The organism is Peribacillus sp. AS_2, from assembly GCF_026891895.1.
Classification (GTDB): domain Bacteria; phylum Bacillota; class Bacilli; order Bacillales; family DSM-1321; genus Peribacillus; species Peribacillus frigoritolerans.
In genome coordinates this window covers 138,087-151,238 of record NZ_JAPTGA010000001.1, presented here as the reverse complement: position 1 = coordinate 151,238, position 13,152 = coordinate 138,087, and the positions used below count along the sequence as shown (strand labels likewise).

Annotated in this window: 15 protein-coding genes; 5 read left to right on the top strand and 10 right to left on the bottom strand. The window is 43.5% G+C overall.

Going from position 1 to position 13,152, the window contains the following annotated elements; genetic code table 11:
- Positions 1 to 13 precede the first annotated feature (13 nt).
- The gene (locus tag OTG27_RS00750) at positions 14 to 2,083 is read left to right on the top strand and encodes a transglycosylase domain-containing protein (RefSeq protein WP_268935968.1); all 2,070 of its coding nucleotides are present in this window, start codon (positions 14 to 16) and stop codon (positions 2,081 to 2,083) included.
- 150 nt (positions 2,084 to 2,233) lie between these two features.
- Here the strand turns inward: OTG27_RS00750 and OTG27_RS00745 are convergent, their stop codons facing one another.
- The gene (locus OTG27_RS00745; protein ID WP_268935967.1) at positions 2,234 to 2,743 is read right to left on the bottom strand and encodes a YwhD family protein; all 510 of its coding nucleotides are present in this window, start codon (positions 2,741 to 2,743) and stop codon (positions 2,234 to 2,236) included.
- Positions 2,744 to 2,784: 41 nt separating this feature from the next.
- Entirely contained in the window at positions 2,785 to 3,459 is a 675-nt protein-coding gene (locus tag OTG27_RS00740) for a site-2 protease family protein (RefSeq protein ID WP_222620034.1), read from the bottom strand.
- A 139-nt stretch (positions 3,460 to 3,598) separates the two neighbouring features.
- Between OTG27_RS00740 and OTG27_RS00735 the strand changes: the two genes are divergently transcribed.
- Positions 3,599 to 3,784, top strand: a complete 186-nt coding sequence (locus tag OTG27_RS00735) for a 2-hydroxymuconate tautomerase (RefSeq protein ID WP_034315897.1) — start codon at positions 3,599 to 3,601, stop codon at positions 3,782 to 3,784.
- 29 nt (positions 3,785 to 3,813) lie between these two features.
- On the opposite strand, the gene OTG27_RS00730 is transcribed toward OTG27_RS00735, so the two are convergent.
- From OTG27_RS00730 to OTG27_RS00720, 3 genes are all read right to left on the bottom strand, one after another.
- Positions 3,814 to 4,323 (bottom strand): YwgA family protein, encoded by a 510-nt coding sequence (locus OTG27_RS00730; protein WP_034315899.1) that lies wholly within the window; start codon positions 4,321 to 4,323, stop codon positions 3,814 to 3,816.
- A 32-nt stretch (positions 4,324 to 4,355) separates the two neighbouring features.
- Entirely contained in the window at positions 4,356 to 5,663 is a 1,308-nt protein-coding gene (locus OTG27_RS00725) for an HD domain-containing protein (RefSeq protein WP_034315900.1), read from the bottom strand.
- 235 nt (positions 5,664 to 5,898) lie between these two features.
- The gene (locus OTG27_RS00720; RefSeq protein WP_034315903.1) at positions 5,899 to 6,120 is read right to left on the bottom strand and encodes a YuzB family protein; all 222 of its coding nucleotides are present in this window, start codon (positions 6,118 to 6,120) and stop codon (positions 5,899 to 5,901) included.
- 269 nt (positions 6,121 to 6,389) lie between these two features.
- Here OTG27_RS00720 and OTG27_RS00715 point away from each other — a divergent pair, with 269 nt between their 5' ends.
- Positions 6,390 to 7,136, top strand: a complete 747-nt coding sequence (locus OTG27_RS00715) for an RsfA family transcriptional regulator (protein ID WP_095390579.1) — start codon at positions 6,390 to 6,392, stop codon at positions 7,134 to 7,136.
- A gap of 230 nt (positions 7,137 to 7,366) precedes the next feature.
- Here OTG27_RS00715 and lipL read toward each other — a convergent pair whose 3' ends face one another.
- A complete protein-coding gene (gene lipL, locus OTG27_RS00710; RefSeq protein WP_057278205.1) occupies positions 7,367 to 8,215 on the bottom strand; it encodes an octanoyl-[GcvH]:protein N-octanoyltransferase in 849 nt (282 codons plus the stop codon).
- Positions 8,216 to 8,249: 34 nt separating this feature from the next.
- Entirely contained in the window at positions 8,250 to 9,236 is a 987-nt protein-coding gene (pta, locus tag OTG27_RS00705; protein WP_268935966.1) for a phosphate acetyltransferase, read from the bottom strand.
- Positions 9,237 to 9,475: 239 nt separating this feature from the next.
- Here pta and hemQ point away from each other — a divergent pair, with 239 nt between their 5' ends.
- Positions 9,476 to 10,225: a hydrogen peroxide-dependent heme synthase gene (gene hemQ / locus OTG27_RS00700; RefSeq protein WP_053536913.1), complete on the top strand. Its 750-nt coding sequence runs from the start codon at positions 9,476 to 9,478 to the stop codon at positions 10,223 to 10,225.
- A 415-nt stretch (positions 10,226 to 10,640) separates the two neighbouring features.
- A complete protein-coding gene (gene gerQ / locus OTG27_RS00695) occupies positions 10,641 to 11,156 on the top strand; it encodes a spore coat protein GerQ (RefSeq protein WP_268563621.1) in 516 nt (171 codons plus the stop codon).
- A gap of 302 nt (positions 11,157 to 11,458) precedes the next feature.
- On the opposite strand, the gene OTG27_RS00690 is transcribed toward gerQ, so the two are convergent.
- The 3 genes from OTG27_RS00690 to OTG27_RS00675 all read right to left on the bottom strand — a co-directional run bounded on the left by OTG27_RS00690 (position 11,459) and on the right by OTG27_RS00675 (position 13,059).
- Positions 11,459 to 11,827 carry a DUF423 domain-containing protein gene (locus tag OTG27_RS00690; RefSeq protein ID WP_053536916.1) on the bottom strand — a complete coding sequence of 123 codons (369 nt, stop codon included), beginning with the start codon at positions 11,825 to 11,827 and terminating at the stop codon, positions 11,459 to 11,461.
- Between the two features lie 23 nt (positions 11,828 to 11,850).
- Complete coding sequence (locus tag OTG27_RS00685; RefSeq protein ID WP_268935965.1) at positions 11,851 to 12,108, bottom strand: YwdI family protein; 258 nt, start codon at positions 12,106 to 12,108, stop codon at positions 11,851 to 11,853.
- A 270-nt stretch (positions 12,109 to 12,378) separates the two neighbouring features.
- The gene (locus tag OTG27_RS00675) at positions 12,379 to 13,059 is read right to left on the bottom strand and encodes a uracil-DNA glycosylase (protein ID WP_268935964.1); all 681 of its coding nucleotides are present in this window, start codon (positions 13,057 to 13,059) and stop codon (positions 12,379 to 12,381) included.
- Positions 13,060 to 13,152 lie beyond the last annotated feature (93 nt).

Sequence of the window (13,152 nt, the reverse complement as noted above, 5' to 3'; positions counted from 1 at the left end):
AGAGGTGAAAGCAATGGAATTGATTCCAAGCGAACGATTTAAAAGGACAACTAAATATGTACGGGCCTTCATTATCCTTGCCGCAATCGGGCTGACAATACTCTTTGTATTGCTTCTCTCTTTACTGATTTACGCAAAAATATTAGGTCCGCCTCCTTTGGTCGTGCCGCAGTCCACTCTCTATTACAGTGATGATGGAAATGTGATCGGTGAAACAGATAATGGCCAGAAGCGTTATTGGGCCGGAATGGAGTCGATTTCACCACAGCTCATCAAAGCGACTGTCGCCGTTGAAGACCGCCAATTTTACACTCATTATGGATTTGATATAAAGCGGATCGGCGGTGCCATCCTTGCCGATATTAAGGCAATGTCCAAGGTCCAGGGTGCAAGCACCATTACCCAGCAGTATGCCCGGAACCTGTTTCTTGGGCATGACAAAACGTGGTCGCGTAAACTTAATGAGGCCTTTTATACGATACGTTTAGAAATGAACTACTCCAAAAAGGAAATTCTAGAAGGCTATTTAAATACGATTTACTATGGCCATGGCGCATATGGAGCCCAGGCTGCAAGTCAATATTACTTTGGCAAGGATGCCAAGGATTTGACTCTTCCTGAAGCGAGCATGCTGGCCGGAATACCAAAAGGGCCGTCAAACTATTCTCCATTGGATAACTTTGAAAAAGCGAAATCAAGGCAGAAAGTTGTCCTGCAATCCATGAAAAGCAAAAACTACGTTTCAGAAAAGGATATCGCGGAAGCTCTGCGAACATCCCTTACATTAAAAGGGGAACACGGAACGGTCACCAAGAAGACCGCTCCCTATTTCCAGGATGCCGTCAAGCAGGCTTTAAAATCTCAGCTTCATTTAGATGACCGGACGATCGAGCTCGGCGGCCTTAAGGTGTATACGACACTGGACGAAACCCAGCAGGATGCTGCTGAAGAGGTCCTTTCCAATACCATACCCAAGTCTTCAGGCATTCAAGCCTCGATAGTGGCAATGGATCCGGATACCGGGGAGGTCCGTGCGCTGGTCGGCGGTAAAGATTATTCCGAGTCTCCATTCAATCGGGCCACCCAGGCCGTTCGCCAGCCTGGGTCAACCATGAAGCCATTGCTATACTATTCAGCGCTGGAGAATGGTTTCACACCGTCCACCACCTTGAAAAGCGAGACAACTACCTTTTCTTTCGATGATGGTCACTCATCTTACACACCGCATAATTATAACCATCAGTATGCGGAAGGCGAAATCACGATGGCTCAGGCCATTGCTCTTTCCGATAATATCTTTGCCGTAAAAACGCATTTGTTCCTTGGGGAACAGTCATTGGTCGATACGGCGCGCCGATTCGGAATCACGGCAAAGATGGATGCGGTCCCTTCCCTGGCACTCGGTACGTCAGGTGTTAGGGCGATTGAAATGGTGAACGCATACAGCATTCTGGCTAATGGCGGCAAGAAGGTTGAACCCGTGTTTATCAAAAAGGTGGAAAATCAAAAAGGTGAAGTGATTTTTGATGAAAAGGAGAAACCCAAACAGATTCTGGATAAGGACAAGGCATTTGTCATGACCCAGATGCTTACAGGTGTTTTCGATGAAACGTTAAATGGCTATACGAAAGTGACCGGCAGCACCATCAGTTCCCAGCTGACCCGCCCATATGCCGGCAAATCAGGCTCCACCCCGACGGATAGCTGGATGATCGGCTACACACCGGAGCTTGTAGCAGGAGTATGGACTGGATATGACCAAGGCAAAAAGATCGAGATCCCTGCTGAAAAAGGCTATGCAAAGAAAATCTGGGCTTCCTATATGGAAAAGGGTCTAAAAGGTAAACCGGCAAAATCATTTAAGGAAACCGAAAACGTAATCGGGGTAAACGTGAATCCCGTAAGCGGAAAATTGGCCACAAAGGATTGTCCCGTCTCAAGAATGACTTATTATGTTAAAGGAACCGAGCCTGTCGAATACTGTGCCGAGCACTTTAAGGGCGGGAATCCGAAACATGCCCCAAAAGAAGAAGAACTTAAAAAGGCCCCTTGGTACAAGAAAATCTTAAAACCTTGGGGATAACGAAAAACCCCCGAAGCCTGCAGAGGCTTCGGGGGTTTTTCTGTCCTAGTTCCACAGTGACTAAACTGCTGTCTTTAAGTTTACTGATTTTATCGCTTTCCTACAAGTGCATTTTTCACTAAACTTAACATTTCATCCATCAAACGAGATTCAAACCGTCAATGAATCCTTCAGCTGATCTGAAGAACGCTCCCACATTCCCGCATCATGGTTTTTCAGGAAGTCTGCAAGCACACGTTTTGATTTATCGTCCATGTCCTCAACGATGATCTTCCGTTTTAGCGATTTATCCATCCGGTTGACATGCTCCGGGAGCGATTTGTAACCGCGTCTAATTGACCTGTCGACCGTCATTTCACATGCTGTCACACCTGCATAGTGCGGACCATTTTGAGTGGCTTCAATGGTCACCCAAACAAGCCAGTAGGGTTTGGCATTCGGGACTTCCTCTTTAGTCTTTAAGAACTTGATCCCTTTTTCCACTGCACTCCTTGCGTGCATCGCACCGATATCGACCTCTGCTTCACCCGCATCCACATCGATGATGACCGGGGAAATATTATCGAGTGTTAATACCCCTGCCCCATATCCGCCATGGCCTTCTGTTGGGTCGTTTTTTATAATATTGAAGCCTACCTTTTTCTTTGGTTGTTCTTCCATGTTCATATCCCCCTTTATCGTTTGTCATTCCTTATTATTGGTTAAAAAAACAAAAGTGAAAAAAATTGACTCAAGGTGCCTCCTACAAATTTAATGCCAGTATCCAAAATCGGTCTAATTGTATATTGACTCAGCGGTGTGATGATCAGAATCAAAAAAATAAGGGAGCCATATTGTTCATACTGGGTCATTTTTGCCCGCAAGTCTGCTGAAACAAGATCCTGAACGATCCTATAACCATCGAGAGGCGGCAGCGGTAACAGATTAAATACAAATAAAAGGACATTTAAATTTATGAGTATATTTAAGAAGGGCTCGACGAAAAACGGTAACTCGGGTCCAACGCCTGCCGCCAGCAACCCGTAAAAAATCAAATACCCTAAAATTGCAACAAGCAAATTGCTGAACGGACCGGCAAAAGAGACGAGCACTCCTGCCAATTTTGGATTCTTGAAATGAAAACGATTGACCGGTACGGGTCTCGCCCAACCAAATCCGGCTATCAATATCAACAGAGTTCCGATCGGATCCAAATGTGAAATCGGATTCAACGTGACTCTCCCTTCATTCTTTGCTGTCGGGTCACCGAACTTATAGGCCACATACGCATGGGAAAATTCATGAACCGTAAATGCGATCAACAGTGACACAATGACATATGGAAGCTTTTCCAAAGGATAAACCAAAAACCGTTCTATTTGATCAATGAATTCCATCGATAGCTTCTCCCCCAATGTTTAATACCGTTAGTATACATCAAAAGCTCAAGAAGTGAAAAAACTCTGACTTCCGTGTCTTGCAATTCTTTTTCCATTGTGAAACACTACAAGATAAGAGAGGAAGGGGGGAAAAGAGATGCCATATGTAACAGTCAAAATGCTTGAAGGCCGTACAGACGAACAAAAAAAGGCTTTAGTCGAAAAGGTGACTGCAGCCGTGACGGAAACAACTGGAGCACCAGCTGAAGCCGTGACGATTTTCATTGAAGAAATGTCAAAAAATCATTTAGCAGTAGCCGGTGTCCGTAAAAGCGATCTATAAGATCTACATAATGGGGAAAAGCTAAGCCATCAATTCGGCTTAGCTTTTGTTTTTAACTGCTCAATATATTCATATGCCTCATCAATTTCTTCAAGGGTATATTTTTGTTTGCTTTTCAGCGTAAAAATCTTCTCGGTGACTTCCTCTTTTTCAAGCGTGTCGAAGTATAATACCGTTGAAACCAGCTCCAAAAACCTGGCATTCTGTTCGTTCATATCCTGTAAGCATGCCTCAAGTGCCGGCATCTCCACTTCCTGTATGGATAGGAAATCCTGGCCGGCATCCGTTATCGAATAACAATATTGATAATAGCCTGCTTTTTTTTCCCTTACTTCATTCAAGTAGCCCATTTCGCAGAGCTCTTCAATCCGTAAGGTCAACTCCTCCGAATACGGTCCATAAAAGTGAAATTGAAACTTTTCATGAAATGGGAAGGACAGCTTCTTCGCGATATAAACGATTTTTTGTAATTTTTTTCGACCCGAGATTTCACCGGCAGTAGAAATTGCATTGATAATGTTTGCATGATCCTTAAACAAGGCCCGTCACTCCTCACCAAAAATGTACCACTTTAATCCGATAGCTCCAAAAGCTTGCGGATCTGTTTTTTAATATTTTTCTTCGTAGATTCATCACGCAATAAATCCGCTGGATAATACAACTTATGATCCGTTCTTCTTTTCCCTGAAATTGCATCGACAATTTCGGATTCACGTGATAATTCACGAATTTCGCCATTATTTTTAAGCAAGTGAATCGGAAGTCTCTCCTCTTCCTCACCCGGCCGGTAAAAATCATACGGCAGATCTGATGAGGAATCGACGACAAGATAATAATCCGGATCGATGCCTGCCTTCTTGAATAGCGTCCTTAATTCCATCAATCTGTTCATTTGACTGTTCGACGGATGGAATTCCACATATTTAAATAGTTTACGGTTAACGAAGCGAGTGCATAAATCTTTTAAAATCGCATCATTTTCCTCTTCCCATGCTTCGAAATAATAGAGCATCACCGATTCATCCATTTTCAAATAGTCCGTTAAAGTCACTTCTCCCTTGAACAATGAATAAAAATGGTGCGGTTCTTGGGCAAACTCATAACCGGATTCATATAAATGTTTCGCCCTATGAAGGATCTTGGTAAGTATGACCTCCGCACTTCTCGTAACTGGATGGAAATAAACCTGCCAATACATTTGGTAGCGACTCATGATATAATCCTCAACAGCATGCATCCCGCTCTGCTTTATGACGGCATGTTCTTCCCTTGGCCTCATCACACGCAAAAGCCTTTCCATATCGAAATGACCATAACTCACGCCAGTGAAATAAGCATCACGCTGTAAATAGTCCATTCTATCAGCATCGATCTGACTTGAAATCAGGCTGACTACTAATTTGCCTTTATAGGTTTTCGCGATGACTTCTGCCACTTTTTTAGGAAAATCACGCCCAACTCTAAGGAGGATCTTATTCACTTCCGTATCGCCGACGATTATCTGCTGCGTGAATTGCTCATGATCCAGATCAAACACTTTTTCAAAAGAATGAGAGAAAGGACCATGACCCAAATCATGCAGGAGGGCTGCGCACAAGGATAGTAACCGCTCCTCTGGTTTCCATTCCGGTCTGCCCTCGAAAACATCATCCACGATTCTCCGGACAATCTCGTATACTCCAAGCGAATGGCTAAGCCGACTATGTTCCGCACCATGAAAGGTTAAATAAGTCGTTCCCAGCTGTTTGATCCTACGAAGCCGCTGGAATTCCTTCGTCCCTATTAAATCCCATATAACCCGGTCACGAACATGTATATATCGGTGCACCGGATCCTTGAATACTTTTTCTTCTTGTAATTTTTCGCCGGAATATCCCATGAACTACCCTCTTTTTCATAATCTCGATGCACTCATTATAGCGTGTTTTGACAAAAAACCCTAACTTCCACCTTGCTAGTAAGAGGGGGCATTTTTTAAGAAAACGGAAGTTCCAGTCTGGTTTTGTCTCGAAAATAAGGAAATAAAAAATCACCGCAGTGTGTCGAATCTGGGTGATGATTACTGGTTCCATATATCATAAGAAACAATCCACTCTACCTATATATCATGGATCCTACTTTAGTTTTTTATTGATTTTATCTAGTAACTCGTCTTCTGTCAGTGCAGCAACCGGACGGTTATTGACAAAGGCAAAAGACTTCTTTCTGCCAGGACCGCAGTAGGATTGGCAGCCCACTTCAATTTTCGCGTCGGGATCAAGCTTTTCAAGACGCGGGATCAATGTTTTTATGTTTACCGCCAAGCAGTCATCGCACACTCTGAATTCATTGGACATCCTCCGGTCACCATCCTTTCCATGACAAACTGTATTTCATCCATTTATATGACTAAAAGGTATTTTACCGTTTCTACTTATGAATATCAAGAGGGCTGAATGATGTGAAAAATGATGTAATTAATCAAAAAACTAGTATCCTTTTAACCTTTTTGTATAAAAAATCCATATTTTGTCCAAAATGCTAGTAGAACACCCATAAATCACTGCCACACGATATTTTATATAGTTATTTATTTTAAAAGTTACCAGAAAGGGAGTATGTAGAAATGAAGGTTCGTCAAGACGCCTGGACAGAAGAAGATGATTTACTTTTGGCAGAAACGGTATTGCGCCATGTGCGGGAAGGCAGCACTCAGCTTAATGCTTTTGAAGAGGTAGGAGATAAGTTGAATCGTACCTCTGCAGCATGCGGATTCCGCTGGAATGCAGTTGTCCGCCATAATTATGATAAAGCGCTATCCCTTGCCAAGAAACAGCGTAAGCAGCGGCAAAGGATCCTTGGAAAAGATCAAGGAGGGAAAAAACGGCTTCTTTATACACCGCCGTCCCCAACGATTTCCGACATAATGGTTCCCCATGTACAAGAGGAGGAACTAGAGTTGAATACCGAAGTCGATACTGCCAATTATGAAGCAGCAGAGGAATTCGTTGTGGCAGAAGCCCTCACTCCTAAGACACAGCACACACCAGTTACTTTGGAATCGGCCATGAGCCTTGATGCCGTCATCGCCTATTTGGAATCCATGAACGGCCGCATGCTTCAAGCTGAAGTATTAAAAACCGAAAATGAAAGATTGAAGCTTGAAATTAAAGGACTGAAAAAGCGAAACGAAGATTTGGAGAATAAAATCAGCCACCTAGAACAAAACAGCGGCTTGATGCAGGAAGATTATGAAACTTTGATGAATATCATGAATCGAGCAAGAAAGCTGGTCTTGTTAGAGGAAGAGGAACGTCCGGCAACGAAGTTCAAGATGGACCGGAATGGCAATTTGGAAAAAATGGCCGAGTAATAAATAAGATAATGTGGGGTTCTGTTATATAGATCAACCACATGCCAGAGGCCGTTTCACCCCTATTTATCCGAAAAAAGGGAGCCAACAAGGCTCTTTTTTTCATTGTTTCAAGAAAGAAGGAATACTATCTCCGCCTATCATACAGTCCTTTTACAGTTTCAGTGAATGCTAAAGTCGTATTAAATGAAAGAAGCCATTCCTGACTTAATGGAACGGCTTCTTTCATATCAATCCTTTAATGCATCGAACACTTTATCATTGCGTTCGACCACTCTCGTCAAGTACGCCTCATACAGCGGCCATTCCTCAGCGGAAAGTGTGTCAGAGAATATCCTTTCGCTATGTTCCTTCAATACTTGAAGGAATCTGAGCATCACGTCTTGAACGCTCAATTGCACACCCAACAATTCGGTTAGGGATGCCATTACCGAAGGGACGATATCAGGATAAGCGAATTTGGTTTCTGCATTTCCTTTAGCTGCATCATAAAAACCCTTCACGAGACTGGCACGTTCAGCCCCGCTTCCATTGACACACAAATAGATTTGCACCGCTACACCATTGCGGATCCTGCGTTGGGATATACCGGCAAACTTTTGCCCATTTATACTTAAATCATAACTGCCAGGACAATAGGAACCGACGATTTCCCGCGCCTCCATCTTGACTGGAAAATCGGAAAACATCAATTGGACAAGCTCCCACATCGCATCATATCCACGATTGATTTCAATTTTCTGCTCGTTTTCAGGAAAAATGAGCGAAAAATTAAGGACCCCCTCATCCAGGACGACTGCAAGCCCTCCGGAATTCCTCACGATGGCCCGGAAACCATGTTCCTCCAAATGATCCAAGCCCTTTTTAAGAAAAGGCAACTTCGTATCCTGTATACCCATGACGATGGTTCGGTGGTGTACCCACGCCCTGGCTACAGCCGCTGATTTACCTGACCCAACGGAAGCGCAAAATGTATCATCCATCGCAAAGGACTCCAGAGCAGGAAACTGAGGTCCAACGGAAGATTGATCAATAATCCTCCACTCTTGCTGCATTAATAATGAATCTGTCTCACCCATACGAATCTCCCTCTACATTTAATCCTCAAGCTGCCTATTGATACTGCGCCACAAATCCCTGTGCAGCTGTAATGACAGCCAGTTTATATACATCCTCTTCACTGCATCCCCTCGAAAGGTCGTTCACCGGACGATTCAGCCCCTGAAGGATCGGACCGACCGCTTCCAAGCCACCCAAGCGCTGTACCATCTTATAGCTAATGTTCCCTGCTTCGAGACTTGGGAAAATAAAAACATTCGCATCCCCCTGTATAAGGGAATCCGGTGCTTTCTTCCTTGCCACAGAAGGGACGAAGGCCGCGTCAAACTGAAATTCCCCATCAAGAATGACTTCAGGGTCCATTTCCTTTGCCAAATCGACGGCATCAACCACTTTTAAGGTCTCGGGGGATGTTGCCGATCCCTTTGTCGAAAAGCTCAGCATCGCCACACGCGGTTCGATATCGAACATTAATGCTGTCTTCGCACTTTCTATAGCAATTTCAGCCAGGTCCTGGGAACTCGGGTTTATATTGATCGCACAATCCGCGAATACATATTTCTCTTCCTCCCGGACCATGATGAACACTCCCGAGGTTTTTTGGACGCCCGGCTTCGTTTTAATGATCTTTAAGGCTGGACGAACCGTATCGGCAGTAGAATGCGTTGCGCCACTAACCATTCCATGTGCCAGTTTCATATGGACGAGCATGGTTCCAAAATAGTTCTCATCCATTAAGATTTCACGTGCTTGTACATCAGTGTCTTTACCATCACGGACCTTCACGAACGCTTCAATCATTTCATCCATCATGATATAATTCTTCGGATCATATATTTCGATTGCATCAAGGGAGATCTTTAAGTCTTTTGCCTTCTCTTGAATCAACCCGATATCCCCGATCAATACCGGTGTCACCAGTTTAGCTTGGGCAAGCCTGCCTGCTGCTCCCAAAATCCGTTCATCCAACCCTTCCGGAAAAACGATCTTTAGATTATGCCCCATAATTTTCGATTCCAATATTTCAAATAAATCACTCATTGGCTCTTCCTCCTTTTTAGATACGTTTCCCCCATTTTTTCTATATTCAACCATCCGGTAAAATCCATTGTCGTCTTCTTTTAAGAATACTCCAGCAGCCAGGTAAATTCCAGCCCTCCGCAAATTTGAAAATTACAGAAGCACCGAAAAACAATGATGGTGTTTGCGGGTTGATATAAATTTCCTTATACTGAAACTATGCTATATTAAAGTTATAATAAGACTTAGGAGTGATTGTAATGAGTGAAGCAGCACAAACACTGGACGGCTGGTATTGTTTACATGATTTCCGCCTGATCGACTGGGCTTCTTGGAAAACGTTATCAAGTGACGAACGCCAATTGGCCATTTCGGAATTCCAAGGTTTACTGGATAAATGGAATATGACACAAAGCGACAATGAAGGCAGCCATGCCCTATATTCCATCGTTGGTCAGAAAGCGGACTTCATGCTTATGTTTGCCCGCCCGACCATGGAAGAATTGAATGCAATCGAAAACGAATTCAACAAAACGAAGCTTGCCGAATATACAATTCCCGCTTATTCATACGTTTCGGTCGTGGAATTAAGCAATTACTTAGCTGGCGGAGATGGTGAGGACCCATACCAGAACCCTCATGTTCGTTCCAGACTTTATCCGATACTGCCAAAAGCGAAACATGTATGCTTCTATCCAATGGACAAGCGTCGTGATGGCGATGATAACTGGTATATGCTTTCCATGGAAGAGCGCAAAGGCTTAATGCGTTCCCACGGCTTGATTGGCCGCAGTTATGCCGGTAAAGTAAAACAAATCATTTCAGGTTCTGTCGGTTTTGACGATTATGAATGGGGCGTGACTCTATTCGCAGATGATGTCCTTCAATTCAAAAAATTAATCTATGAAATGCGTTTTGATGAAGTGAGTGCACGATACGCTGCATTTGGCTCTTTCTTTGTAGGCAATATCCTGCCTGAAGAAAATGTATCTTCATTCCTATACGTTTAAGACGAAGGGCTTCCGGTTTCCGGAAGCTTTTTTTGCGTCCGCTCCTTTTTATTTTTTCCCCGGCTGTGGAATAAATCCAATCCCCATCCCATACATTTTCAATAGTGATGAATTTATTTTTTCACAGTCCCATTCAGCTTCAGGAAAATTGATCAAGGCAATTCCTGACTCCAGCGAGGTGAAGGAACGTTACTTCTATTCATTAGCCGGCAAGAGGATATGGCTTATATCATGAACGGCAGCCGTTATGTATCGCTTAACATTCATTGTGGTTTTTTAAGCCACCCGGGGATTGTCCAGAAAACATATACAATACTACCGGTCGCTATAAATCGCACTGTTTCTCCCAGTCCACACTCTCGGATTATCCAAATTCCACAGCATCAACTAAACCTTGAATTCAGGAGGGAATGCAATGTCACAAAATAATCCTTATGGTAATTACCCGTACGGAGGAAGCCCTTATTACCCCTATGAAAATAATGAGCCTGAACTAAGGCAGCAGAATCCTAACCAGCAGCAGGGTTACCCGCAGCAAGGATACCAACAACCACCATACCAGCCACAACAGCCGACTATGGCAGGCACGCCACAACAAATGCCGATGCAGGTGAATCCAGCCACTTCCGGACCGCAGATACCTGGCATGCTTCCGGTCGAACAGTCGTACATCGAGAACATCTTGCGTTTGAATAAAGGGAAATTGGCCACTGTTTATACTACGTTTGAAAACAACAAGGAATGGAATGCCAAGATCTTCAAAGGAATCATCGAGGCTGCAGGACGCGATCATTTAATCATAAGCGATCCTCAAACGGGAAAACGATACTTAATCCCGATGGTATACTTAGATTATATAACGTTCGATGAAGAAATCGAATATGAATATCCATTTGGAGGCACTGGGCTTACCACCTATTCGCCAAGGTAAAAAAATCCTATATAGAAGAGCCTCAGAATCCATTTGATTCTGAGGCTCTTCTTATATTGGCATGACTTTTTCCAAAAAGATCGATCAGCTCAGTTTGTAGAGGTTCGGAACATTCCACCTTCAACTCATCAGGTATGGTTTCTATCTAAATGTACTAACAAAGTTGATTGGAGAAAAAGGTGCGAGCCCGCCTCTGGATAAGCGAGTGCCTGCAGCGGTAATGTACGTCCAAATTGTACAATCCATAAAAAAACTGCAGGCAAACTCGATTTCTTCGAATTTGTCTACAGCCTCAGCTGACCTTACAAGTATTTATACGCAGCAATGATCATTAAGACCCAAGCAACCAAGAAAGAAACTCCGCCAAGCGGTGTGATGGCACCAAGGACTTTGATTTGCGTAACGCTTAGAACGAATAGGCTTCCGGAAAACAGGATAATTCCTATTAGCATAAGCCAGCCGGACCAGTTGATCAGCGGACTATCAATTTTCCCAGCCAATAAACCGAGCACCAATAAACCCACCGCGTGGAACATTTGATATTGAACAGCGGTTTGCCAAGTTTCCAAATATTTATCAGGAATTTTCCCTTCCAGGCCGTGTGCACCGAATGCACCAAGTGCCACAGCAATAAACCCATTCAATGCACCTAAAATGATGAACAGTTTCAATTATTTCGCTCCCCTTCCCTAATTTAAAAATCGAACAAGGAATCCCCATTGGCCTCATCCATTTTAACCGGTTCTACATTCGGTGTAGCCGGCATGACGGGCTGGGTCAATGTGATTGGCTTCTGTATGCTGATGTTCGCAGCTTTTTCATCAACCATCACTTCACAAAGGGACTTAATGGCCATTACATACCCTTGCACCTTATCCTCTGAATTTGCCTGTTTCGCTTTTAAAACAAGCTCTTCGATTTTATCTAACATTTGTCTTGATGAAATATCCAACTTTACCACCTCGTCTATATACAGGTCAAAACTATCATAACTAGCATAGCAAAAATCAGAGAAGAAAACACCTTGCATATTTCCTACCTTTTAATTGGCTTTGCTTGAAATTTCAAGCATGGCTCTCCTGAAGAACGAAAGACATCAAGAGAAGGCTGGTTTGATGTTTTGAATTGAAAAGCACGGCAGCCTTTTGGAAAACTGAGATCCCAAGTTATATAGAAATGACGGCACGCCATACAATTCACCCGTTCCGTTCTCTTGCCGATATCATCGGTTCGGGATTTTCCAATCAATTGGAGATTCCCCCAATTCCATCAGCAATTGATTTGTTTTGGAAAATGGTTTGGTGCCAAAGAAACCACGGGAAGCCGACAGCGGACTCGGATGTACAGACTTAATGATTTTATGGCGGGCTTCATCAATCAAAGGGATTTTGGTTTGAGCAGGTTTCCCCCACAGGATGAATACAACCGGTTTCGGACGGTCATTCAATAGGCGAATAATTTGATTCGTAAAGATTTCCCATCCTTTTCCGCGGTGTGAGTGCGCCTCTCCCTCACGGACAGTCAAGACGGTATTCAATAGAAGCACTCCCTGTTTTGCCCATTCGATCAGGTAACCATTATCTGGTACCTCATAGCCAAGATCGGTGTGTAACTCTTTAAAGATATTTCTTAAAGAGGGCGGGATGCGCACCTCCGGCTTGACTGAAAAACTAAGGCCATGCGCCTGACCCTGGCCATGGTATGGGTCCTGTCCAAGGATGACAACCTTTACATCTTCAAAAGGAGTATAGTGAAGCGCATTGAAAATATCGTCCTGATCCGGATGAATGACTTGCTGACTGTACTCTTGCTTTATGAATTCCCATAGCTCCTGGTAATATTCTTTTTTGAATTCCTCTTTCAATAGAGGCCACCAATCATTTGTTAAAAACTGCTTTGCCATCTGCCACAGCCCCTCTCCGCTTTTTGAAACTATATTATATCAAACTTCATCGCCTTGCCTTTTTCCATAGATTGCGATTTATGTTTCTATATA